Origin of the sequence: Vibrio sp. Isolate30 (assembly GCF_022397975.1) — a bacterium.
GTDB lineage: Bacteria > Pseudomonadota > Gammaproteobacteria > Enterobacterales > Vibrionaceae > Vibrio > Vibrio fortis.
In genome coordinates, this window is the sequence record NZ_JAKEUS010000001.1 from 749510 (window position 1) to 773947 (window position 24438).

Annotated in this window: 18 protein-coding genes and 1 pseudogene; 15 read left to right on the forward strand and 4 right to left on the reverse strand. The window is 44.1% G+C overall.

The features are described from left to right. Positions 1-321: 321 nt before the first annotated feature. A complete protein-coding gene (locus L1D60_RS03320; RefSeq protein WP_239839731.1) occupies positions 322-2448 on the forward strand; it encodes a methyl-accepting chemotaxis protein in 2127 nt (708 codons plus the stop codon). A 104-nt stretch (positions 2449-2552) separates the two neighbouring features. Here L1D60_RS03320 and L1D60_RS03325 read toward each other — a convergent pair whose 3' ends face one another. Beyond that, positions 2553-3503 (reverse strand): LysR family transcriptional regulator, encoded by a 951-nt coding sequence (locus tag L1D60_RS03325; RefSeq protein WP_239839732.1) that lies wholly within the window; start codon positions 3501-3503, stop codon positions 2553-2555. Positions 3504-3604: 101 nt separating this feature from the next. Here L1D60_RS03325 and L1D60_RS03330 point away from each other — a divergent pair, with 101 nt between their 5' ends. Continuing rightward, the gene (locus L1D60_RS03330) at positions 3605-4954 is read left to right on the forward strand and encodes an MATE family efflux transporter (RefSeq protein ID WP_239839733.1); all 1350 of its coding nucleotides are present in this window, start codon (positions 3605-3607) and stop codon (positions 4952-4954) included. Positions 4955-5019: 65 nt separating this feature from the next. Here the strand turns inward: L1D60_RS03330 and L1D60_RS03335 are convergent, their stop codons facing one another. Then, positions 5020-8979 (reverse strand): hypothetical protein, encoded by a 3960-nt coding sequence (locus tag L1D60_RS03335; protein WP_239839734.1) that lies wholly within the window; start codon positions 8977-8979, stop codon positions 5020-5022. 386 nt (positions 8980-9365) lie between these two features. Here L1D60_RS03335 and L1D60_RS03340 point away from each other — a divergent pair, with 386 nt between their 5' ends. From L1D60_RS03340 to L1D60_RS03350, 3 genes are all read left to right on the forward strand, one after another. After that, the gene (locus L1D60_RS03340; protein WP_239839735.1) at positions 9366-9611 is read left to right on the forward strand and encodes a hypothetical protein; all 246 of its coding nucleotides are present in this window, start codon (positions 9366-9368) and stop codon (positions 9609-9611) included. A gap of 272 nt (positions 9612-9883) precedes the next feature. Beyond that, complete coding sequence (locus tag L1D60_RS03345) at positions 9884-10888, forward strand: response regulator (protein WP_239839736.1); 1005 nt, start codon at positions 9884-9886, stop codon at positions 10886-10888. A 2-nt stretch (positions 10889-10890) separates the two neighbouring features. Beyond that, complete coding sequence (locus L1D60_RS03350; RefSeq protein ID WP_032552840.1) at positions 10891-11325, forward strand: PAS domain-containing protein; 435 nt, start codon at positions 10891-10893, stop codon at positions 11323-11325. A 79-nt stretch (positions 11326-11404) separates the two neighbouring features. On the opposite strand, the gene L1D60_RS03355 is transcribed toward L1D60_RS03350, so the two are convergent. After that, entirely contained in the window at positions 11405-11947 is a 543-nt protein-coding gene (locus tag L1D60_RS03355) for an outer membrane beta-barrel protein (protein WP_239839737.1), read from the reverse strand. A 606-nt stretch (positions 11948-12553) separates the two neighbouring features. Between L1D60_RS03355 and L1D60_RS03360 the strand changes: the two genes are divergently transcribed. From L1D60_RS03360 to L1D60_RS03390, 7 genes are all read left to right on the forward strand, one after another. Further along, positions 12554-13597, forward strand: coding sequence for a GMP reductase (locus L1D60_RS03360; protein WP_032552837.1), 1044 nt, complete (start codon positions 12554-12556; stop codon positions 13595-13597). Positions 13598-13747: 150 nt separating this feature from the next. Further along, positions 13748-14131, forward strand: a complete 384-nt coding sequence (locus L1D60_RS03365) for a VanZ family protein (protein ID WP_239839738.1) — start codon at positions 13748-13750, stop codon at positions 14129-14131. A 76-nt stretch (positions 14132-14207) separates the two neighbouring features. Beyond that, positions 14208-14591, forward strand: a complete 384-nt coding sequence (locus L1D60_RS03370) for a DUF4345 domain-containing protein (RefSeq protein ID WP_239839739.1) — start codon at positions 14208-14210, stop codon at positions 14589-14591. 279 nt (positions 14592-14870) lie between these two features. Then, positions 14871-15650, forward strand: coding sequence for a ferredoxin-type protein NapG (gene napG / locus L1D60_RS03375; RefSeq protein WP_150870166.1), 780 nt, complete (start codon positions 14871-14873; stop codon positions 15648-15650). After that, positions 15650-16495 (forward strand): quinol dehydrogenase ferredoxin subunit NapH, encoded by an 846-nt coding sequence (gene napH, locus L1D60_RS03380; protein ID WP_239839740.1) that lies wholly within the window; start codon positions 15650-15652, stop codon positions 16493-16495. Before napG ends, napH begins: the two co-directional genes overlap by 1 nt. 328 nt (positions 16496-16823) lie before the next feature. Next, on the forward strand, positions 16824-18380 hold the full coding sequence (locus L1D60_RS03385; RefSeq protein ID WP_239839741.1) for a methyl-accepting chemotaxis protein: 1557 nt from the start codon (positions 16824-16826) through the stop codon (positions 18378-18380). Between the two features lie 119 nt (positions 18381-18499). Next, positions 18500-19201 (forward strand): class I SAM-dependent methyltransferase, encoded by a 702-nt coding sequence (locus L1D60_RS03390; RefSeq protein WP_239839742.1) that lies wholly within the window; start codon positions 18500-18502, stop codon positions 19199-19201. Between the two features lie 84 nt (positions 19202-19285). Here the strand turns inward: L1D60_RS03390 and L1D60_RS03395 are convergent, their stop codons facing one another. Next, positions 19286-20497: an MFS transporter gene (locus tag L1D60_RS03395; protein WP_239839743.1), complete on the reverse strand. Its 1212-nt coding sequence runs from the start codon at positions 20495-20497 to the stop codon at positions 19286-19288. Between the two features lie 91 nt (positions 20498-20588). Here L1D60_RS03395 and L1D60_RS03400 point away from each other — a divergent pair, with 91 nt between their 5' ends. The 3 genes and pseudogenes from L1D60_RS03400 to L1D60_RS03410 all read left to right on the forward strand — a co-directional run. After that, entirely contained in the window at positions 20589-22277 is a 1689-nt protein-coding gene (locus L1D60_RS03400; protein WP_239839744.1) for an ABC transporter substrate-binding protein, read from the forward strand. A gap of 46 nt (positions 22278-22323) precedes the next feature. Then, positions 22324-23202, forward strand: coding sequence for a helix-turn-helix transcriptional regulator (locus L1D60_RS03405; RefSeq protein ID WP_239839745.1), 879 nt, complete (start codon positions 22324-22326; stop codon positions 23200-23202). Between the two features lie 94 nt (positions 23203-23296). Further along, positions 23297-24172: pseudogene (locus tag L1D60_RS03410) on the forward strand (nuclear transport factor 2 family protein); the annotation flags it as partial. Positions 24173-24438 lie beyond the last annotated feature (266 nt).

The window sequence follows — 24438 nt, forward strand, 5'->3', positions numbered from 1 at the left end:
CCAATTGAAAATTAATATGAGTTGATCTGGATCAATACGGAAAATATCTAAATAAAATATCCGTGAAGTTAATCGATAAATTGAGATTAATTGGCGTTAGAAATGGAACCAATATTCGATATTTTTAATCATGTTCGCGCTTTTCCGTTATGGGGATTTTGGAATAATGCACCACTTTGGAGCATGCTCTGCATCATAATTGGGAGTGTAATTGCTTGAACTGTATATAAATTAATCATACAAGTTAATTAATCCCCCTCTTTTGTATGTGGTCTATAAATTGCTTTGTTTTATATATATAAAATAAAACAAGGAATGTAGATGAACCTTACGGATCAGGAACGTCATTGGCTTAAATGGTTTGGCGCAACAGGTAAGATTGCGATGAGAAAGGCCTGTTTTCTAAATCGAACGCGAACTCGGGAATTAGAGCAGACGTTTGAAAGTATTGCAGAGACACGAGTACAGTTGCTCAATAATTGGGTAAAAAACCAATGGGATTTTCTTGAGGATGCCGCGCTATATGTTGCGAGCAGAACGGAGGAACAGACGACTGAAACTTTACAGCGACTGCTCAATCGCAGCCCAGATATCTCAGAGTTGGCAGTTGTTGATGAAAGAGGCATAACCCAAGCGTCTAGTTACAGCAATCATGTCGGATGTACCCTCACAGACCCTAAAGCACTTACTGAAGGCTTAAAAAAGCGTTACTTACATGGGCCATACATTGATGAACGCACGCTAGCCGTCGGCGCTTCAAGTTCTTCTTTTCATGATCAAGTTACCCTGATGTTCTATGTGCCATTTTCTCGCGAAGACGGCAAGCCTCTGTGTTTGTGTGGTCGAATTCCTAATGATGTGATTGGTGATATTATTCAGCGTGAAGCTGGACATATTTATAGTGAGTCGGGGGACAACTATATTTTTATGGTGCAATCGAACCATGACCCACGTATTGAGTCTGGAGTTGCACTGTCTCGCTCTCGGTTTGAAGACAATACCTTTTCTCATGGTGAAAACTTAAAGCAGGGGATTAACACGGATTGGGGCGTGGTGAAAGTTCAGCATCACACAGAGTTTGAAATTCGATTTACAGACCCAGCGACCAAGCAATTACACCCTGGCGTGAGGGAGACGATCAAAAACGGGAATAATGTATTTGTTGAGTACCCAGGTTATTCCGACTACAGACATATTCCTGTGATTGGTAAGGGCGTCACGTTTCAGCTCGACGGCTCACCGGATAAATTCGGCATGATGTGTGAGTCTGACTTGGAAGAAGTGTATCGAGACCGCAGCCTGAGCTACACCTTATCCAAACATTTTATCGGCAGCATGCTCTTCACTCTTTTCTTACCACTCTTGCTCACCCATATGTTTGATTTGTCACCTCTAATTCAAGTGGGCTTGATGTCGTTATGTATGCTGTTGAGCCTTGGTTTGTTTCGAGCGTTCAGTGCTAAACCTTTGGTCAATAAAATGAGTAAGATGACGATGGTGATGCAGACGCTTGCAGAAGGAGACGGCAATCTTAGCCGTAGACTCGACCCAACGACTTTTAGTAGCGATGAGTTAGGCAGTTTAGGACGTTGGACCAATAGTTTTATAGATAACCTCGATGGGATTATCAGTGAACTTATTCACGCAAGCAGTGAGGTTCGCCAAGTATCTGAATCGATGTTTAGGCGCAGCGTAGTGATGAATCAAGCCAGTGATGATGCCTCTCATTCTCTTCATAACATGTTGGAATTGAGTCAACATCAACAGAGCGAGATTACCAACGCGACGGTTTCCGCAACCCAGATGGATACGGTGATGAAGCACGCAGTGGAAAGCGCTGAAGAGGAGTACAAACAGGCTGCGCAAGGAATGGAGTCTGTGCGTCATATTGTTGAAAGTTCGGCAACCAGTGTTAATGAAGTGAACAATGAGATGAGTAAAGTCTCGGATATCATCAACATCATTACCGACATTACAGCTCAAACGAACCTGTTAGCGTTGAATGCTGCGATTGAATCAGCAAGGGCTGGTGAACATGGCCGGGGCTTCTCGGTTGTTGCATCAGAAGTAAGAACCTTAGCCGATCGTACTTCGCAAGCGGCCAATCACATTGGGGATCTTATGAAAGAGTTACATGCTAAATCGCGTAGCGCGGTCGCATCTATGGAACAGGGCGTAGAGAACGTGAGCAGAGGCAACTTGATGGTGGACTCTAGCGCGCGTAGTGAGCAGATGCAGGCCGCCGTCGCCGAATTGTTTGCGACCATGTCGAAGCTGGATGAGAACAGTCAAGAGAACGGTCACACCGCAGATAAAGCTCAACGTTCGATTTCGGATCTGCAAACCTCGACTCAGCAGTTGGCACGTCGCGTGACGCTTATGGGGAATGCACTAGGCCGTTTAGAACAACTCATCGGTCGATTCGAAGTAAGTAAAAAAGCGGCTTAACACAGCGGTTTAATATATTTATTCTTCGACAGAATGGGTCGATTCCCTCACACCTACAAGTTATATCACGAGCAGTGGTAATGGCTTGTAGGTGTCTTTCTTACTCACTTCTCGACAACACCATACCAAGCATTCTGCTCAGCGAGGCTTTTCAACTTGGCGAGCTCGTTCTGATTCTCTTCAATAAGCCACTCAATGAGGTCATCGATGACTGCACTCTTGGTATTTTGATGTAGGTAATATGTCCATGCGCTGTGTTGGATTTTTGCGTTTGGCGGGCAATACAAAAAACCACGCTCCAGCTCGGGGATGATCAACAGTAGATCCGTGACAGTCACTCCTTGTCCAGAGAGGCATGCATTTAACGCCAAATCAAGAGAGAGGAAGCTGGTGTTTCTGACAGGAGTCGTTGGAGGGCGCAATACATCAGACAGCCACATCTTCCAGTCGGTATGATCAAGAGTAGGGTGCAACCTTGGTAATGTTAGGATTGAGTCTAAATCTAGATCGTCGGTCACGAGAGTGTGCGAACAAACTGGTGCCATAAACTCTTCTCGCAATACGCGAATGCCGGGTTTATTGTCATAGTGGTTTTTCAGCTGGGTGTGAAAGACCAATAAATCATAATCGGTATAGTTAAGGGCTTCGTCCTCTTCAATGACGGGAATGATTACGATCTCGTAATCTGGATACCTTTCATTGAGTTGTCTGACTTTAGAAATCAGTACACGAGTGGCATAGCTTAACGCAGCCTTTATCACGATCCTTTTTTGCTTGGGTTCTTTCCAACTCGCTAATACGGATTCAATATTGCCGTAGCCCTCCCGCAGCGCAAGGTATAACTCATTGCCTTGTGGAGTCAGTTCAATAGCGCGATGCTTGCGGCGTACAAGCGAAACCTCTAATTCATCCTCTAACTGTTTAACCTGTCGGCTAACGGCGCTTTGCGTTACGTTGAGCTCATCCGCAGCGAGAGTAAAGCTCATCAGTCGAGCAACAGACTCAAATGCTCGGAGTCCATTGTGTGAATAGGGCAGGTTTGGATAAGGGGTCATAAATTACTCGCATGAGTTTTTGGAATGCTAGAGTGGCAGATATATCAATTGAAGGCTAGCCTCAAAAGCCTTAGGGTTTGTGGAAATCTTAAGAGGCTATCATGAAAAAAATACTCGCGCTTGCATTCCCACTCATCATTTCACAACTAATATCAATGGCATTGGTTCTTACTGACGTGTGGATGATGTCTCGAATTAGCGTATCTGCGCTGGCTGCAGGTGGTTTGGGTGCTTCGATCTATTTCTTCATCTTTCTTATCGCGAGCAGCACAGTAGGTTGTGTCGCGAACCTGATTGCAATCGCATATGGTCAGCGAGTTGCTCGCCCAGAGTTCGGCAACCAACAGATCCGCTTGGCGGTAAAAGGCGCGGTCATGCTTTCGTTTGTGATGAGCGCTGTATTGATGTCTGGCTTCTGGTTTGCACCACAAGTCCTTGAAATGGCAAAGCAACCGCAGGAGGTCATTACTCTCGCGATGGAATATGTCCATGCTCTTAAGTGGGTGATGCTGCCGTCATTATTACTGCTGGTGTTGCGTGGCTTAACCAGTGCGTTTGGTAACGTTCGATCTATTTTGATTATGTCTATCGCGACGGTAATTCTGAATGTACCGGTCAGCTATTTCATGACTTTCAAATTGGGCATGGGGTTGACGGGGCTAGGTTTAGGGACGGCGATTGCAGCGCTGGTGGTGATGATTGGTTATACGTTCTGGGTATTTCAGCGTGATGAGTTCAAACCGTTCGCCCCCTGGCTTAACTTGGATGAGTATTCGGTCAAGTTGATGGCTCCGCTACTATTGATGGGTTTACCTATCGCGGTAGCGGCGATTCTGGAGCATGGTCTTATTTATGGCGGCACTTTGATGGCAGGAACCATCAGTATTGCGTCATTGGCACTACATCAAATTCTACTTCAGTGTTTGAGTTTTACTTGGAACTTTAACTTTGGTTTCTCACAAGCCGCGGCTATTTTGGTCGGGCGTGACTTCGGCGCAGGCAATATTGAGGGCATTAAGAAGACGTCATTTCAAAGCTTCATTCTTGTCTCTTTATTGAGTTTAGTTCTGTGTGGTGTCTTTATTGCGTGGCCTGAAGCAATTGCGGCGCTGTTCCAGCTTGATGATGACACAGATGCGATGTCTACTCTACTTACCTCGGTGATTTGGGTGGTCGCACTTTGTTTTATTGTTGATGCTTGGCAGCTACTGGCTATTAACCTACTGCGTGGAATGAAGATTGTTTCCATGCCAACCGTGATGACAGCGATTGGTTACTGGGTGTTTGGCTTGCCAGCAGCATGGTATCTAATGCCTGACTATCAGCTTGCAGGCATTTGGGGTGGCATTGGAATTGGCCTTGGTGTCACGGGTATCCTATTGCTTATCCAACTCATGGTTGAGATTAGAAAGCAACGCAGCGTGGGTTGTTCAGCGCAATTGGCGCATTGATTTAATGAGAACAAAAAAAAGCCTCTACTGCTGTAGAGGCTTTACAGATATCAAACTAATTGTTTCTAGTCTTGGACACGAACCATAGCTTCTGGTTCACGTTTGTCTTTTGATCTGTAGAAAACATTCGCATCGATACTTGGATTCCATGTCCACTCGATTAGATGATTACTCACCCAACCATTGTCGTAAACATCGTTCCACTCGTAAATTGCGTTCATCTCGGCAAAGCTACAGGTATGGTCGTCTTCTACCAAACACGGTAAATCACTTGGATAGTCAGCCCAGCTCAGTTCTTCAACTTCGTTGCCAAAAGTAATGATCGCACCGCTTTGTGTGTAGGTATAAGTGACAGTCTCCCCATCATCTTCACTCATCCATGTGGTGCCAACGAAGCTGATCTCTCTCGCGAAAAGATCTTCAATGAACTCTTTACCTTCAGTCTCAGAGTAAAATGCTGGTGAGCTTGTCGCATCCTCTTCAGCATCTTCTCCTGCTCGTAATAGATTTAATTTGTCATTACTCATCCATAATGACCACGCCTCGTTTGAGTACTCTTCTCCTGGATAGTTGTATTCGCCGTCATTGTAGTAGTAATAACTTGCTTGGTACATTTGTTCGCCATTACTAGCGATATATGGAACAGCAGTGAGTTCGCGTTTCTCCATATAGATTGGGTACCAAATATGCTCCGTACTTAGCCTTGGCTCTGGTACGTAATACCATTTTTGTCCGTATGATAGCGTGTCACCTTCTAAAGCCATTTTTATCAGAGAGGCACTGGTTGGAGAGTTGAGCTCTTCGCTTTGATCAATATATTGAGTTCTTTTTACTAGCTCATAACCATAAACTGGATTTTCATTGAGATGTAATGATTGATTTGGTTCGATTTCTAAATCACGGTCGATAAAGGTACTCAATAAAACATCTTCAAAGTTTGCATCGGTAGACTTTGCAAACACTGCAATATTGTCACCTGCGTAAAGTAACGGCATACCTTCTGTGACAGTGGTATCGATATCAATTGCACATTCGTCCGCATCAGTACCATAGCTATCAATTTTACTGAAAATGTCGTAGTTACTAACTGAGTAACGACCGTCTTCGAATCGCTCGTTGATTAAAGCAAAGCTGTATTTCGCTTGCCCTTCATTGGTATAGCCGTATGTGCCTTCATAACCGAGTTGGTCATTCTTAACATATCCTAGAGATTCACAGCTTTGTGCGAACCAGATATCAACATCTAAGGGCTCGTTATATTCCATGCTGCGCTTGTTGTGGATGCTTTTAGATTCTGCCTCAATAGAGGTCAGCTCTCCGTTCACATAACCATAGGCGTGGTTTCCTGCCCAGTAGTTTGTGGCTGCTTCTTGGCCGTATAAGAAAGTAACGGGTTCTGAGGTTGCAATATCAGTTAGAGCATAACCTTCGCCTTGCGCTTTAGTAATGGCCGTTGTCGTCTCTTTTACGAATAGGTGAAGACGTGGCATGTGGCTATCTGATTTATCTTCATTTAATGTCATCTGCACGGTCACGCCATTGAGTGTCATCTGAACATCATCACCAGCCGTTTGCCATGTACCTGCTGTAACAAAGCTATCAGCACTTGGACAGCTTGCTCCTTCTTGCTCTGCTTCTGCGAAAGTACCATCAGCTTTTAATTGTGAACCATAACAATATACGACAGTCTTTCCGTTCTGGTTGCTATGACCATAGCGGTAAGAAGGCTTCGCCATCAACAGTGCGGCCAATGTGTTGGTTGGCTCTGGAACGAATGCAGGCTCTACTTCTGGAAGGTTGAGCGTAACATCCGCATCGAGAGCCCCATCGCTTGCAACGATAGCAACTTGGTAGCCTGTACCTGATTCTGACGGTGTGCCTGACAAGACCAGAACATCACCCGAAATGTTCGCATCTAGGCCAGATAGTGTGGTTGTCGCTTGATAGTTGAGCTCATCTTGTTCTGCGTCAGTGAACAATTCTTTCAGAGAATATGTCGATGCCGATAACTCGATATCTTCTTCCAGGTACAATGCGTTAAAGCGTTCTTGCAGTGCTGACTTTTCATCTGTGTTGATAACAGGAGCTGTGTTGGTTGGTGGATCAATAGGTGTCCAAGCCATAGGTAAAATTTCAGGAAGTTCAAGCTCTGTGGTTGCGATTAGCTCGCCATCGCTTGCTTCTAAGAGAATCTTATAACCAGTACCAGCTTCTACAGGAGTGCCTGTTAAGTGAATAACATCACCGATGACCTTGACCTCTAGGCCAGACGCGTTGGTAGTAGCGCTAACGGTTAGTTCATCGTTATCTTGGTCTACGAATAGGTCGATGATGTCGATCTGTTGGTCTGTTACTTCTGCTTGTTGAAGAGACAGTTTGTTGACTTCAGTTTGAATACTATCTTGGCGAGCGTGGTCTACCGTAGGTGCATTATTTACTGGAGGTGCTGGGAGTTGAACCTCTGGTAGTCTGAACTGAGCTTGCAGTTTGTTATTGTCTTCATCTATAGCCGAGATGTATAGTTTGAAACCATCTCCATCAACTTCTGGAGTGCCTGTCAAAGTGACGATGGTTGAATCATCGTTTAAATTTGAAGCTACACCTGCCAACGTAGTTTCTGCAATGATCGTTAGTTCATCGCCATCTTCGTCATAAAATAGCGTCGAAATATCAATAACTTCAGGGTTCATTTCTAATCCCTTTGTCAATGACAAGTTATCAAGTACTTCGAACTGAATGTAGCGCATAGTCACAGGGTCAGTGCTTGGTTTAGTATTCAGAGGTTCAATGGTTAATGAAACCACAGTTCTAACATTACCTACGACCTCACCTTTTGAGTTAATGTCATCGCTTTCAAGCACAATCGAATATTGGCCATTGGTGACTTTAGAACGCCCTGATTCATCGTTAACACTTTTTAGGGTTAGTGTGCCGTTTTCAATCGAGACAGAAATATGTTGTTCATCAAGCGCCTCTGCATTTGCAACTCGAACCGCTAGCGTTTGGCCTTGTTGGTCTTTATCGGAAAATAGGTTATTGACGTTTGTATTGAGGCTATGTTCAAAAGCGTGAACAGTGGTTAGAGATAATTCTGAAAGTTCTTCATTGAGTGCGTCTACTGTATCGCCATCGACCTTGGCTTGGTAGTTGCTCACAGGCGGCTCAACGACAACCTCGCCATCTTTTTCACTCACAGGGAGCACTGGTTTAAAATCTGGGTCGTCGATTTCGGTAGGACTTGCATTGTTAACCGTGTCGACAGCTTGTTCTGTCACTTCTAGAGCAACGCTATCGTAATCAACACCTTCATCTTCAGCGTTACTTTTGGTTTCGGTCAGCACTTGAGCCGTTTTGTGCATCTCTTTTGCAAGTTGCTGCTCTTCTGGTGTTGCGGCTGAATCGTGTTTCAACGCAACATAATCTGCATAAAGATCAATCGTACTTTCACTGTTGGTGGTAACCAAACCGTCCGTACCGTTGAGACCACTGAGCTTCTCAGCAACCAAAACTTCTGCTTCTTCCTGTGTGTTGCCTTTGTTCATTTCAGCGACAACGAGGTCAGTAAATGGGTTAGCAACGGTTTGGCCTGCAGGAGTTCGGAACACGATGTTTTTGTCCATAGGCTGGAACTCGTGATCCATGTCGACTGTATAGATACCAGAATCAACACCGAAGTTTGAATTGTCTTCATAAGGTTGGAGCACTTTAACTACGATAGGGTAGCTTGCAATGCTGCGTTGTTGATCTTGCGTAATCTTACCTTCTAGGTTGAGCTGACCATTTGCGTCGGTCAATAAAAGTTGCCCGTCGTGTGTTTTGATCTCTTCACCTGAATCACAGACACCGTTTGAATCGACATCAGAACAGACAAGGGCGTTTTTTAGGTATCCGTCCATCGTTGTGATTACGACACCACCCATTTGCGGGTTATTGCCTGATGAAGGTGAGGAGCTATCGCTACCGCATCCGCTCAATGTGAGCGCCGATAACAGAGAGGTTGTTAATAGGGTTTTGTTAAAATGCATATTTTCCAATTTATTCCATTAATTGAATTAGAAGACATTGGAATGCTATTCCCATTATATAAAAAACAGTGTTTTATAAATCGGTATGAATTGACGTGTCGCAAAGAAAAAAGCAATCAGTATACTTTGTAAGCAGTTTGTTGTTATCACCCTGTTTAGCTATATAACTTTATAGATAATACGTAATTTATTCATATAGTTATGTTCTATTTATACGGCGATTACCATTTAGCTATATTCAGGGGTTATCATTATTGTCTGCTTTGATAATTAGTGTGACCTGAATCAAGGCTTAAGCAGTTACACCATTTAGACCAACGTCGTACAGAAACCCTTGCCTAAGCTGATTACACTGTAGTGAGAATCCAAGGAAAGAGGTTGTACAAATGGAAGTAGGGTTGTTTTGGGCCGAGAAAGGGATGTTGGTGCTGGGTGCTCTCTTTGTACTGACGAGCGTGATGCAATATGGCAAGCGCAGTTCCGATTGGAAAGGGGTGATTACGATGTTTTACAAGCGTATCCCTATGAGTGTCTCTGAATACAAGTGGTACCGTTTAGGCATTGCACTGTTGGTGCTTGCTGTGATTTTGCGCTTTGCCTTACTCATTTTATGGCCTAGTTACCAGCTGTAGCTAAGTTCTATTACTCGTTTCTATTGAGAGATTTGACGCCGGATTTATCAAACCTTATCGGTGGGGTGGAGTATTTGGATAATCTTTGAGCATTTATTAAGAAACCCTTTGTTATTAAGGGTTTCTGACTGCATATCTTCACTTCTCAAACATTGAAAAAACTTGTATTTATCTAGTCAATAATCACCATATTAATAGATTGCCCCCGTACCTGATACTATAAGAATCTGTTACACTCGCTCATATTCGCTTCAATCATTGGTGGTACATTAATGTCGTTTCCAGTTCTTATATGTGATGATTCTGCCTTAGCCCGCAAACAGATGGCGCGCTCTCTGCCGCCTTCGTTAAATGCGGACATAACTTTCGCCGTGCACGGATTGAATGCGCTCGAAGAATTAGCGAGTAATCAGTTTAAATTAATGTTCCTTGACCTCACCATGCCAGAGTTGGATGGTTATGGAACATTAGAAGAGATGCAACGTTTGGGTGACACAACTCCTGTGGTGGTTGTGTCTGGCGATATTCAGCCAAAAGCCAAACAAAAGGTCATGGATCTTGGGGCAAAAGCCTTCTTACAAAAGCCGATTGATCAAGATGCTCTTAAGGCAATCCTGCGTGAGTTGGTCGATCCACCAAAACAGCCGCAATTAGTGACACCAGCCCCGCTAGAGCTTCCTATTCTGCGTAGACGCGATATCTATATGGAAGTCGCTAACGTGGCGATTGGTCGAGCTGCGGATGCGTTAGCGCGTCACTTTGATGTATTCGTTCATCTGCCATTGCCGAACGTGAATATCTTCGAAGTTAGCGAACTTCATATGGCATTGCGCGATCTGGCTGATAACGACCAGGTATCGGGTGTATGCCAAGGCTTTAGTGGTGAAGGTATAGCTGGTGAGGCGTTAGTTTTACTTAGTGATTCCAGCGTAAATGACCTGAAGAAACTGATGAAGGTACCGACAGACAGTGAAGAGCTCGAAGAGTTAGAGCTGCTGATGGATGTATCTAATATTCTGGTTGGCTCTTTCCTCAATGGACTAGGTGCGCAGTCGGAAGTGCGTTTCTTCCAAAGCTCACCTGTGCTGCTTGGTCAGCATATTCCGATTGATTCTGTTATCGCTAATACCAGTGGGTCGTTCAAAAAGACCATGACCTTCGAGGTGAGCTACAACATAGAGGGCACCTCGATTCGCTGTGATCTGCTGTTCATGTTTGTTGATGAATCATTGCCATTGCTTGATAACAAGCTTGCTTATTTAATGGAGGAGTTCTAATTATGCTTCAGTTACCTGCAGAGTTTGAACAGTTCCATTGGATGGTTGATATGGTTCAAAATGTCGACATGGGACTTGTCGTGATTGACCGTGATTTCAACGTGCAAGTTTGGAATGGATTTATGACACACCACAGCGGCAAGCAGTCACACGATGCGATCGGTAAGTCGATCTTCGAACTGTTCCCTGAGATACCGGAAGAGTGGTTTCGACTAAAAACCAAACCTGTTTACGATCTTGGTTGTCGCAGTTTTATTACATGGCAACAGCGTCCATACTTGTTTAAGTGTCGTAACGTACGCCCTGTAACGCAGCAAGCTGACTTTATGTATCAGAACGTCACGCTAAACCCAATGCGCTCTCCGACAGGCCAAGTAACATCACTGTTCCTTTCTATTCAAGATGCTACTGCAGAAGCGCTGGTGGCTCGTCAATAAGTGTCGTGGAACAGGCTAATAAAAGAAAAAGGCACGCGGTTATGCGTGCCTTTGTCGTTTTAGCGAATTCGATTAACTTTTAGAAATTTAAGTATGCGCCGCCATAAACTGAAGCCGCACCTTCACCACTTGGTAGCCATTGGTAGCTAATACCGGTATCTAAAACTAGCGGTGAACCCATCAAAGCAAAAGTAATACCTGTGCTTGCATAAGGCTGAATGCTGCTGTCTGTGGTGGTTTTGGACACGCTGTTCACGGCATCCCAACGAGTGACTTCTGAGTCGATGTAACTCGCACCACCCGAACCATATAGGTTAAACCCACCGAAACTCTGCTCCAATTTTAATCCAGCACTGTAAGAGTTGTACTTGGAAGCAAAACCGTCAGATTCTGACGTCACAGTGCTATCTAGCGTCGCGGTGTGACCAAAGCTGAAATCAAGCGACACCATAGGTGACAGGTAATAGTTATAGCCTAATTGAGCGAAGTAGGCTGTTTCAGAGTCTGAACCATCAGAAATCGCTGTTGCACCTAAATTGGTATAAAAAGAGCCAGGGCCATTCTGTGCTAAGGCTGTGCCACTGATACATAGAAGCGCGAGTAGAGGGAGAGTTTTCTTCATAACTAACATCCTTGTAAGCCATTCAATGCGCTCTTGTTTAGAATAAAGAGCATCTTCAATAAGCAACTTATACCTGATTTTAGACGGTTTGGCTCGCAACATTTGTCTACAGCGTGACAGCATTTGATCTTTGCAACACTCAATATTATCTCGTAGCGGTGTTTTTTTAGGCACTCAAACTAAAAAATCGAAAAATTATGATTTTCTGAGCTGAAATTGTTGATAGAAAAATGAGCCAAACCACACACTTTTCTCTCAGAAATACGAATAAAACGACAAAGTGGTAGTAGATGGGTGGAAAACGTTTGCGCAAATGTTGCGTGAGTTTGCGTCACGCTGTGCGCTTAAGTCGTTAATATCTAAGTAAATAGCTGAAAAATAGGGAAGGAGAGGGGAATCCGGATATGGAATCTTTGGAAGGATAGCATAAAAAAAAATGAAATATCAGACTTGCTGTTAATAAATCACGACCTATAATGCTGAAAACCGGAGCGTCTGCCAACGCTCCGGTTTTTTTGTGTCCGAAGAAAAGTAAACTCGTCTGCCAACGACTTTACAACGCACCATGCGAGTGACACATACATTTATGAATCAAGGAAAAACACCATGCGTATCGAACAAGAACTTAAGTTAGGCTTTAAAGATGTACTGTTTCGCCCGAAGCGTTCAACACTAAAAAGTCGTTCTCAAGTAAATTTAACCCGCGAGTTTACATTCAAGCATAGCGGTCGTCAATGGGCTGGTACTCCTGTTATTGCAGCAAACATGGATTCTGTTGCAAGTTTTGAAATGGCAGCGGCTCTTGCAGAGCACGAAGTAATGACAGCTGTACACAAACACTACACAGTAGAGCAGTGGGCTGACTTCGTTAAATCAGCAGACAAGAAGACGCTAAACAATGTTTTTGTATCAACAGGTACTTCTGACGCTGATTTCGAAAAAACAAAAGAGATCATGGCGCTATCTGAAGAGCTAATCTTCATCTGTATTGATATCGCAAACGGCTACTCAGAGCACCTAGTAGAGTACGTTCAAAAGGTACGCGCTGAATTCCCGAACAAAGTTATCTCTGCAGGTAACGTTGTAACAGGTGACATGTGTGAAGAGCTAATCCTAGCGGGTGCTGATATCGTTAAAGTTGGTATCGGCCCAGGTTCTGTATGTACGACACGTGTTAAAACAGGTGTTGGTTACCCTCAGCTTTCTGCAATCATCGAGTGTGGTGACGCAGCACACGGCCTAGGCGGCATGATCATCGGCGACGGTGGTTGTTCATGTGCAGGTGACGTTGCAAAAGCATTCGGCGGCGGCGCAGACTTCGTAATGCTAGGCGGCATGCTAGCGGGCCACGAAGAGTCAGGCGGTGAAGTAGTAGAGCAAGACGGTAAGAAGTTCATGAAATTTTACGGCATGTCTTCTCAGTCGGCTATGGACAAGCACTCAGGTGGTGTTGCTAAGTACCGTGCAGCTGAAGGTAAGACTGTTTTACTTCCATTCCGTGGTTCTGTTCACGGCACTATCTCTGACATCCTTGGTGGTGTACGTTCAACTTGTACATACGTAGGCGCAGCAAAGCTTAAAGAGCTAACTAAGCGTACGACTTTCATCCGTGTACAAGAGCAAGAGAACAACGTATTCGGTAAAGAGTAATCTGAACGAAATCAAATAGTTTGAAAATCAAGAGCCGCTTTTTAGCGGCTCTTTTTTGTCTCTACTGAAACTAGATCATTGTGATACAGCACAATCATGCATATGATTCAAAGCTTTATAAGTTGTCGTGCTTTGTAAGTAAGGATAAACATGCGTCGTCTGATCGGCTTAGTTCAAAAATATTGGTTGGCAATTACCTTGTTAGTCTTGGTTGCTGTCACCATTCTTTCTCTTCTTCCTGCTCCTAGCCTGCCGCCAGTGCCGGGTACAGATAAAACACATCACTTTATTGCTTATGCTGCATTAACGTTCTCTGTCGCACTGGCGAGGCCAAAGAACTGGTTGTTGATTGCGTTTTTCTTCGTTGTTTGGAGTGGAGCGATTGAAATACTCCAACCTTATGTGAATCGCTATGGAGAGTGGTTGGATTTAGCGGCTAACGCTGGTGGTGTAGCGTGTGGGATCTTGTTAGCTAAAGTTGTGAACTTAGCCTTTCCTATGGATGAGAAAAAGCGCGAAGAAACATACCAATAGCAGTGTGACCTCGTTGTAAGTGGACTAAGGTTTTAAATCCAATACAGGTAATTTTGGGACAACTAAAGGATTAGAAATGTCAAAAATACTGGTTTACGCCACCGCTGTTTTCTTTATCGTATATGGTGGACTGTTCCTTCTAATTCCCACGGGGATGGCGTATTGGATAACAGGAGTAGAGCTGAATCCAGCATCCGCTGTGATAGATGTTAGAGCGACCTATGGTGGTGCGCAGTTTGCAATTGGGCTGATGATGTTTCTTATCGTGAAGCTTAAAGATGATGTGGATCTTGGGTTGGTTTTCGTTGGTGTGGTTCTTTTGGCAATGGCATTTGGAAGAGTTGTTGGCTTATTGAATGATGGTGAGGCGAACTTAGTGATGTATTTATACTTGGTTGGTGAGCTGCTATTTGGTGCTCTAGCCTTAGTGCTGAGGAACAAAAACGCGATCAAATCCTAGATTGTGTAATGGATGATTCTTGATTGAGCGCTAATCTTTTTCTCTAACTTCTGAATACCTTGCGTGATCTCGCTAACAAATATCCCTACTACTTTTGTGTATTAATTAAAAGCCATTGATTTGAGTCAATGGCTTTTTCATACCATCCTTTATAGATATCCAAAATACTTCAGATTATTGACTATGAGCTTTTCACTCAGTGGGTTCGTAGGAGAAGTCTATGGATAGCAAATAATAGCGAGCAAGAGTTGTTAGTGTTTCGCTCGTAGTGGGTGGTATATGAAGTCATCAAAACCAAAATTCTCCGAAGGTCGTCGCCGTTTTCTGCGCGATACCGCCAGAACTGCCGCTGGAGTTGGAGCCGCAGCGACAGTGCTAGGACTGCAATCTATGCAAAGTAAAGCACGAGACACTACCGGCCTGCCAGTAAGGCCGCCTGGCGCTCTAGAAGGTGAAGCCTTTGAATCAGCCTGTGTAAGGTGTGGCTTATGTGTTCAAGCTTGTCCGTACGACACTTTAAAGCTAGCGACTTTGCTTTCGCCATTGCCATCAGGCACCCCTTATTTTAATGCTCGTGATATTCCTTGTGAGATGTGTGAAGACATACCTTGCGTTGTTGAATGCCCAACTGGCGCGTTAGATCCATTGCTTAAAGACATCGATGATGCGCGTATGGGGACAGCGGTATTAATCGACCATGAGAACTGCCTTAACTGGCGAGGTTTGCGTTGTGATGTGTGTTATCGAGTCTGTCCTTTAATAGATAAGGCGATCACGTTAGAGCACGTTCGCAATGATCGAACCGGTTACCATGCTAAGTTGATACCAACCGTTCACTCTGATGCTTGTACTGGTTGTGGTAAGTGTGAACAAGCGTGTGTTCTTGATGTATCTGCGATCAAAGTGATCCCGACCAACTTAGCCATGGGTAAGTTGGGTGAACACTATCAGTTAGGTTGGGAAGAGGTCGATAGAGATCTTAACAACGCACCAGTTGAAGATGTGATTCCAACTGATGCACTTGAGTCTCTGAACTCCTTGAAGAAGGGGAATCTATAATGGCTAAGAATCTGGCAAAGAATGCAGGCAAAGAAGCGACCGAGACTTTAGGCTGGTGGCGAGCACATCGGTTTCTTATTCTGAGACGGTTATGCCAAATCGCGGTTATGGTCTGTTTTGTCGCTGGCCCAACGTGGGGAATATTGCAAGGCAATCTATCATCGAGCCTGCTTTTAGGAACGGTGCCTTTGAGCGATCCCTTGATTGTGATGCAGACCATAGCAGCGGGTCATATTCCTGAGCTCACGGTGCTTGCGGGCGCGGGGATAGTGATTGCTTTCTATTTGATCGTTGCGCCACGCCTCTTCTGTGGTTGGGTCTGCCCAATGAACATTGTTACCGATGCAGCAGCTTGGCTTCGCAGAAAGATGGGCTTGAAAGCGAGTTATCGTTGGTCGCCACAAATCCGTTACTGGCTAATTGGTGTCTTGCTGGTAGGTAGTGCTGTAACTGGGACCGTTCTATGGGCTTGGCTTGATCCAGTTGCGACTCTGCATCGAGGTTTAGTATTTGGCATGGGCGCAGGGTGGATTCTAATTGCCTTGGTGTTTATCGTCGACTTGCTGCTTGTTGAACACGGTTGGTGTGGTCATTTATGTCCATTAGGTGCTATGTATGGTGTGATTGGCCGTAAGAGCGTGATTCGCGTAAAAGCGGTTCGCCGCGAAGACTGTGATAAGTGTATGGACTGTTTTTACGTTTGTCCTGAGCCAGAGATACTTCGTCAGCCTTTGAAAGAAGGAGATAGACGAGTGATGTCGCAGAACTGTATCAGCTGTGGTCGCTGTGTAGATGTTTGTGCTGAGAAAGTCTTTGAGTTTAAAAGCCGATTAGAAGATCAGTAACTGAAGATGTAAACACGTTTTAGATTCCTCAAACCACTTGAACTCTCAAGTGGTTTTTATTCATATCTATAAAAAATTCGTTTCACTTAATGTCTGATTTTCCACCTTAAAAATTGAGTAGTAACTCGAATAAAGTGAAAGTTATGTGGAGTATCAACATTTATTTATCATTGTTCTCAAAAATGAAACACATTCAAATTTTAAATGGTTGAACAAATGTAACAAGAAATTTATAAAGTAGTAACAGTTTGGCCAGGTGGTCTTTAATAGAAGCGACCAAAACAAATAATAGATGCTTCTGTCGGTATTGCTGCTTTGGAATTGCTTGATGAAAATAAGACATAAACTATTTGGCCTGACTGGCCTAGCGATCAGTGCGCTTGTCGTTATTGTATTGATTAATAAAATCAGTAACTTAAAACTAATAAAGCTAGAAAAAACATTGATTGAAGTGAAAGATTTAGAACTTTCACTTCAAGACATGAAAAGGATAGAACTTCAGTTCTTGAACTCATCAGAAACCAGCTTGTCTGCTCAGTTTTCGAAGGAGTATGATCATTTCAATACTCTCTCACAATCTTTGCTCGCCCACCTTGTTGAACTTGAGGTTGTGGTAGATGACATGCCAAAGCTGCTGAAAGAAATAACCCAATACCAACAAGGGTTTGAATCATTGGTCTCCATTTACGGGGCTGACGAAACCAAAGCTGCCAGCATCATCGCTCAGTCGGACTACCTCTACAACGACATCTATAAGATCTTTAAAGGTGTCGAGAAACAGTTCGAGCAAGAGATCGACTCTGCACAGTCCTCGATTAACCAGTTTATTTTGTTCTCGCTTTCCATCGTCGTTGTGGCTCTTGCTTTGTTGTCTTACGCCTTGATCAACAGCATTCAACGCAGTATCTCTAATCTAAATCGGATTACCAGCCAAGTTGCGCGTGACCATGACTTAACGCTACGAGCTACGGAATCGAACGATGAAATCGGTGATATTGCCAAGGGTACCAACAAGCTGATTGTGAGTATTGAGAGTCTGATTACTCAGGTACAAAGCAGTGTTGAGAACCTAGGTGCCGTTTCTATCCAGCTTAAATCCAACAGCCACCAAACAGAGCTTTCACTACAGCAGCAACAGCTTGAAACGGACAGTGTTGCAACAGCGATCACCGAGATGGGAGAAACCATCAAAGAGGTCGCGGCAACGACAGAGCATGCAGCAAGCAATACACAGAAAGGTTTCACAGTTGCTCAACAAGGCTTGGTGGAAATTGAAACCACAAAGCAGACGGTGGCAGAGCTGTCTAATGAGTTGGAATCAGCTGAGAATGAAATTGAACATCTGTCAGAGCTTTCTTCAAAGATTAGCTCTGTAATTGGTGTAATCCACGAAATTGCTGAGCAGACCAACCTTCTAGCATTGAATGCTGCCATTGAAGCGGCACGAGCTGGTGAACAAGGTCGTGGGTTTGCAGTCGTAGCTGACGAGGTCAGAACGCTCGCGAGTCGAACTCAGACGTCGACAGAAGAGATCTCTAGCATCATCACTTCAGTTCAGAGCCAGACTCAAGCAGTTGTGTCGACCATGAAAGGTTGTCGTACCAAAGGCACAGTCAGTGTTGAATCTTCACAAGTAGCTTATCAACAGATTGAAGCTGTAATGGATGAAATGCAGAAAATCTTGGACAGCAGCACTCAAATTGCAGCCGCTGTAGAAGAGCAGAGCATGGTGTGTAATGAAGTCGCGCAGAACATAGTGGTGATTCGAGACACGACAACCACCAACGTTGAAGGTGTATCAGATAATACACGTTCAACTGAGATCGTTAGCCAGCAAAGCTCCGACCTTCAAAGTGCGATTGAAGCGTTTAAAGTTCATCGATAACACAAACCATTATTGAATTGTGCTGAGCCTAGTCAGAAATTGGTCAAACTTCATGTCATGGACAACAAGTTTGCAGGTTTCATGCTAGGCTCATGTTTTTGTTCAATAAAGGTAAAGTTATGTCAGAAATGTATACCAAGCATGCAAGCAAGTATGCCGAAGTGGTTAAGGACAATATCTACAACGCGCTGTTAGAGCGCCCGTCTACTTTATCGTTATTGGATGATGTGAAAGGTCTAAAGGTACTCGATTTAGGTTGTGGTCCAGGTGAGTACGCTCAGTGGTTTATGGAACAGTCAGTCGCAGAGTTGACCTGTACCGATTTGTCTGAAGAGATGGTTAGCTTGGTGACAGAGCGTTTCGGCTCAAAGATAAACGCGTATTCTCAAGACCTTGCAATTGGGCTTCCCAATGAACTTGACCAGAGCATCGATGTAATTGTGTGCCCCTTAGTGCTGCATTACATTGAAGACCTCACTCCAGTATTTAAAGAAGTGCAAAGGGTTCTGAAGCCTGGCGGTTACATGGTCTTCTCAACTCATCACCCATTTGCTGACTTTGAATGCTCTATTAATGGTAACTACTTTAGTCGTGAGTTTATTCAAGAAGAGTGGAATACCATAGGCGAACCTGTGCAAGTGAGCTTTTATCGTCGTTCACTTACTGAGATCTGCAATGCGATTGCTGCATCAGGGTTAGTGATTTCAAGGATAACCGAAGGTGAGGTGGATGAGCGAGTGCGTGAATTGGATGAAGCTAGTTACAATCACCTGAAAAACAATCCAAACTTCATTTTTGTTCGTTGTGATAAGCCAGTTTAAATAAAACACTGGTTGTTAGCGAACTCACAGGTTTAACACCCAAAGCGGATTTCGTTTTGGGCGTTTTTGTATCTTATTTTGCGATTAACGGATAGAACGGACGCTGGTCGTCATCAACCAAAACGCAGTCAGTAGCTGTGTGATAAAGCATCCGACGAACAACCACTCAATACCAATCAGTGATGTTAAATACCCTGATCCTGCTAAACCAATCGGCATTAAGAGCTTAAACAATGAACCTGTAATGCCATTGACTCGGCCTAGAACGCTGACATCGAAGGCTTCTTGGCGATAGCTCCAGATACAGATGCTGCTATATAACCCTACAGCGGACACCCAAAAGAACCCTGCAATTAACGCTGTTTGATTCTCCATTGCCAGTGGAATAACAAACCCGATGGATTCGAGTGCGATAGAGATAATGAGAAGCCATCCTAGCCCCCATCTCTTGCGTAGTTTATCAGCGCTGAATGCACCAATGAGACCACCAAGGCCAGAAGCGACGATGAGGTAACTGACGCCAACCGCATTCAATCCTAAATCTGCTTTGGCATAGTAGATTGCCTGAATCCAGAACACGGCACCTGTTGTGTTGATGACCATGACAGCAAGGGTAATTAACCACATGTTATGTTCATTGCGTAGTGCGTGCCATCCCTCTTTTATGGCGCTGAAAGTACTTTGTTTGTCTTTGTTGATGGGTGTTTTTACGTCGAGTCTTTTAAGCTGCCAAAACGCCAGTAACATCAGAAGCGCAACGCCGATAAAGACGTTATGAATGGTCGCCAGCAACATAATGGCCCCTGAGAGCACAGGTCCAACGGTTTCCATAAAACTACCCAAGGAGCTCATTCGAGCTGTCGCCACATTCTGAGTTTCATGGGAAAGCGCGCTTTTCTGAATCGACATTCGCGCATTATGGTAGCCGTAGTTAAACGCCATCATCAAGAACGCACATGGAAACAGAACCCATAATGGCTCTGCAAGGAACTCAACCGCGAGGAACGAGATAAACACCGTCATAGCCTGACCAAGCAACATGGTCAGCGACCACTGCTTTTTATCACTGCGATCAACCCACACGCCAATAAACAGAGCCAGTAATAGATTGGGCAGAAACTCAACGGCTCTCATCCAACCCATCCATTCAGAAGACCGGGTGAGTTCATAAACTAACAGCGGCAATGCAAGCGTGTAAATTTGGCTGGCGAAGCTCACAAACAGAGCACTGCTAAACAGTGTAACGAAGGTTCTATTCTTCCAGATGGAGCTATGAGACTCGGCTAACGTATTCATCTAAATGTCCTTTTTATTTTTGGTAACACGGCTATTATTTGAAAATAAAAGATGAAGAAAAATAGAAATATAATTTTAGGACTTCACCTTTATGCGCTATTGGTTAGCTTTGGTATTTTTGCGAGATTTTGGATTTGAGATAGGTAAGTGGACAACGATTTCATTGGATGACATTACGAAAGCGTTGAACTGCACGCGTCGTAACGCTCAGCTAGTCATCAAAAGGCTGGTGGAAGAGTCAATAATCGATTGGAAGTCGGGTGTTGGCAGAGGTAACTTGCCTCAGCTTCTTCTCAAAGAGTCGGTACACACCACATTAATCGAACAAGCGAAGTTTTGGATGAATGAGGGGAAAGCCGATCAAGCATTGAACCTAATCAGAAACAAAGATCGTGATCAGTTTATTGCTGAGTTCGTTAGTCAATATCAACAGCAAGATAACGCTCAAGACATTCTCCAAATCCCATTTTATCGAGCGACGCACAGCTTGATACCTTATGAAATATCAAGGCGTACCGAGCAACATATCGCTGATTACCTCTACGCTAAGCTGCTTCGCTTTAATAGAGGCTCAGGCCAGTTGGAAGGCGATTTAGCGCAAACTTGGGAACATACTGGTGATACGCTTAAGCTTCGATTGCGTAAGTCACTCAAGTTTTGGGACGGCTCAGCACTTACTGCATTTGATGTGAAGGCGGCCTTTGAATCGATCATCTCGTCAAACTCGGTGAGTCGAGGTCTGTTCTTACTCATTGATGACTTTTCTGTGGTCGATGAGAGCACCTTGTTAATCCGATCTAAACGTTTGTCTCACTATCTGCCAAGGTTGATGGCGCATGGTGCGCTGTCGGTTTCCAAATTGAACAGCGACGGTTCGATAGTCGGAAGTGGAGCATTTCGATTAGCCGAGCAAACCGATTACCGAACGCTACTTACTGCATCTCCTCATTATCACGGCTATCGACCTTGGTTAGATGGTGTCGAGATCTGGAATATGGGTTTATCGGCAAAAGACTTTCAAATGCACTGCGATATAGTGCATGGCAGCTCTGCCCCGGATATTGCCGACGAATTCACACAAGTACAGCAGTGGGAAGAGGGCTGTATCTACGCATGTTTAAACAGTGAAAACAACGCATGGATGAAGTTGGCAAAACATCGTCGATACATCCAACAGTTGCTGCAATCTTTGCCGATGAACGGTGTGAAAGACACTATGATTTATCGACGAGCGTCAGGGATGACAAGCCTTGAACCCTTAAAATTAGGAAAAGCAGTGGACTTCTCTTCCGTAAATCAGGTACCGCTGGAGGTGTTAACTTATCAGCTGCCTGGGCATATTGAAGCCGCTGAAAATATCACTGAACTACTGTGTCAGCATGGTTTAAATTCCAACCTTACTGTGCTGCCATATCCTGAATTTGATCAAGTAGAGCGACAATCGAAAGCGGATATTATCGTTTCTGGTGAAGTGTTTGGTGAACACAAAGAGAGTTCATGGCTTGGGTGGTTGTTGTGTACCAACACTGTGACGGCTAGCCTGAATAAGCAGTCAAAGTTATGGTTCGAGCAGCAAGTGTTTGATAATTTGGCTCAACCTGATGAAAATCAGCGTGTTGAAGGGTATCAGCGAATTGAACGCGAACTGATTCGAAAAGCGATTTACATGCCTCTGTTTCAATGCGCACAGGACATGAGAATCTCTCGTAAAGTGAATGCGATGGATCTTCTCACTAATGGCTGGATCGACTTTAATCAAGTTGTCTTTGAAAACCGTTAGGCGAATTTCTGCGGTTAAATAGAATCAAAAAGAAAGGTGGTGGGTTTTGTCTATTCCTCAAGTTGGTTTTAGTCATCAACAATCGAATCAAGCCGAACTGCAGATTATGGAGCTATCCGATTTATATGAACAAGATAGGCTAGACCATAGCCCGGAGCGTGCTCACCGTATCAACTTCTTTGGGATCATATACATAGAACAGGGAACGGGAAACCACATGGTGGATTTTGAAGAGTATCCGTTTGTTCAAGGCTCGGTTCTCTTCGTGCAAAGAGAGCAGGTTCATAGCTTTGATTTTTCCAATCGCCCAAAGGGGAAAATCTTACTGTTTACCCAAGCGTTTCTCGATCAAGTGCATGCCAATATGAAGCTGCCAAACTATACGCCGACGCACCTCAATGAACAGCACTCGCCCTTGTTGCAGCTAGAAGCTCAAGATCAAACACCAACATTGATCTTTATTCGCCAAATGATCGAGGAAATCAACAGAGAAGGCAGCGAGCCTTTAATCGTGATGTATCTGTTCTCTGCCTTTGCTCTCTCTTTACATCGATTAAGACCTGAAATAAGGCAAGATAAACTGACTCAAGAGCAGAGCATTAGATTCGCACGCTTTTTTGAATTAATGCAAAGTCACTTTCACCAAATAAGAGATGCAAACTGGTACGCTCAGCAGATCAACACCACCTATAAGACACTCAATATCGTTTGTAAATTGGCGACGGGGTTGACCGCGAAACAGATGATCGACGCATTTACTATTATCGAGATCAAGCGTCGCTTGGTGGTGAGTCACACTCCATCCCAACAAATGGCGTACGACTTTGGATTTGAAGATGCCAGTAACTTTGTAAAATATTTTAAGAACTTAACAGGGCTTACTCCAAGTCAGTTTAGTCAAAAATACAGAACTCCCGTACTTTAGGTTCGACATTCACCATAATTTAGCCCATTTTCACTCTAACGCATTCAGAGTTGCCCAATTAAGCTGTTAATAACAAAAACGAGAGGGCAACAAAATGATTACATATCCAATTACTTCTTTCTTTTCTCGCACAGTACTTGCTGCGAGTATGATGAGCCTCGCTGCATGCGCAAATGATTCCATGGTGAAAACCGATGACCTTTCTAACAAAGATAAGGCCGTTGCGGTGATATCAAGTATTGAAACCGGCGATGCCAACGCAATTAGTTATATTAATCCTACCCAATACACGCAGCACAACTTAGCGGTTGGCGATGGTTTAGAGGGCTTTGGTGAAGTGATGAAGGCACTTCCTGCAGGTAGCGCAAAAGCCGATGTAAAACGCGCTTATCAAGACGGTGATTATGTTTTTCTACATACGGAATATAACTTCTTTGGTCCTAAAGTCGGTTTTGATGTGTTTCGTTTTGAAGACGGAAAGATTGTCGAACATTGGGATAACCTAGCCGAGCTAGCAACCCAACCAAATCCAAGTGGCCGAACTCAGCTAGATGGGCCAACAAAAGTAACCAATCTTGATAAGACAGAAGACAATAAAGCCATTGTTGCAGACTTTGTTAATACCATTTTAATGCAAGGCGACATGTCTAAAATCAACCAGTTTATCGACAACGAAGATGACGCTTATCTTCAACACAACACCATGGTCGCAGATGGCCTAAGCGGATTAGGAAAAGCGCTTGGAGAGTTAGCAAAAGCTGGTATGCCAATGGTTTACAAAAAGAATCACAAAATCTTGGGTGAGGGTAACTTTGTCCTTGCGATTAGCGAAGGCGTGTTTATGAATAAAGACGTCGCCTTCTATGACTTGTTCCGTCTTGATAACGGCAAGATCGTTGAGCATTGGGATGTGATCGAGAATATTCCGCCTCGCGAAGAGTGGAAAAACGACAATGGTAAATTCGGTTTCGAGCACGATTATGTGGTGGAAGTGGCTTCATTCAAGCTTAAAGACGGTGTCGATCCACAAGAGTTCGCAAAACTTGATAAAGCCGTTGCCGATGGTTACGTGTCAAAACAACCAGGATTTATTCAGCGTGAATCTGGACTAGTGGATGGTGATACATGGCGCGTGATTGTGCATTGGGAATCGCTGGATGATGCGGATGCATCGATGGAAAGCTTCATGAGTGCTTCTGCCGCTCAAGGTTTCCTAGCTGGCGCTGATACATCAAC

Coding starts and splice junctions, on each gene's coding strand:
- L1D60_RS03365 (WP_239839738.1), top strand. CDS start 13,748: ATGCGTCGTCTGATCGGCTTAGTTCAAAAATATTGGTTGGCAATTACC.
- L1D60_RS03340 (WP_239839735.1), top strand. CDS start 9,366: ATGGAAGTAGGGTTGTTTTGGGCCGAGAAAGGGATGTTGGTGCTGGGT.
- L1D60_RS03325 (WP_239839732.1), bottom strand. CDS start 3,503: ATGACCCCTTATCCAAACCTGCCCTATTCACACAATGGACTCCGAGCA.
- napG (WP_150870166.1), top strand. CDS start 14,871: ATGAAGTCATCAAAACCAAAATTCTCCGAAGGTCGTCGCCGTTTTCTG.
- L1D60_RS03400 (WP_239839744.1), top strand. CDS start 20,589: ATGCGCTATTGGTTAGCTTTGGTATTTTTGCGAGATTTTGGATTTGAG.
- L1D60_RS03320 (WP_239839731.1), top strand. CDS start 322: ATGAACCTTACGGATCAGGAACGTCATTGGCTTAAATGGTTTGGCGCA.
- L1D60_RS03395 (WP_239839743.1), bottom strand. CDS start 20,497: ATGAATACGTTAGCCGAGTCTCATAGCTCCATCTGGAAGAATAGAACC.
- L1D60_RS03350 (WP_032552840.1), top strand. CDS start 10,891: ATGCTTCAGTTACCTGCAGAGTTTGAACAGTTCCATTGGATGGTTGAT.
- L1D60_RS03390 (WP_239839742.1), top strand. CDS start 18,500: ATGTCAGAAATGTATACCAAGCATGCAAGCAAGTATGCCGAAGTGGTT.
- L1D60_RS03385 (WP_239839741.1), top strand. CDS start 16,824: ATGAAAATAAGACATAAACTATTTGGCCTGACTGGCCTAGCGATCAGT.
- L1D60_RS03330 (WP_239839733.1), top strand. CDS start 3,605: ATGAAAAAAATACTCGCGCTTGCATTCCCACTCATCATTTCACAACTA.
- L1D60_RS03355 (WP_239839737.1), bottom strand. CDS start 11,947: ATGAAGAAAACTCTCCCTCTACTCGCGCTTCTATGTATCAGTGGCACA.
- L1D60_RS03360 (WP_032552837.1), top strand. CDS start 12,554: ATGCGTATCGAACAAGAACTTAAGTTAGGCTTTAAAGATGTACTGTTT.
- L1D60_RS03345 (WP_239839736.1), top strand. CDS start 9,884: ATGTCGTTTCCAGTTCTTATATGTGATGATTCTGCCTTAGCCCGCAAA.
- L1D60_RS03335 (WP_239839734.1), bottom strand. CDS start 8,979: ATGCATTTTAACAAAACCCTATTAACAACCTCTCTGTTATCGGCGCTC.
- napH (WP_239839740.1), top strand. CDS start 15,650: ATGGCTAAGAATCTGGCAAAGAATGCAGGCAAAGAAGCGACCGAGACT.
- L1D60_RS03370 (WP_239839739.1), top strand. CDS start 14,208: ATGTCAAAAATACTGGTTTACGCCACCGCTGTTTTCTTTATCGTATAT.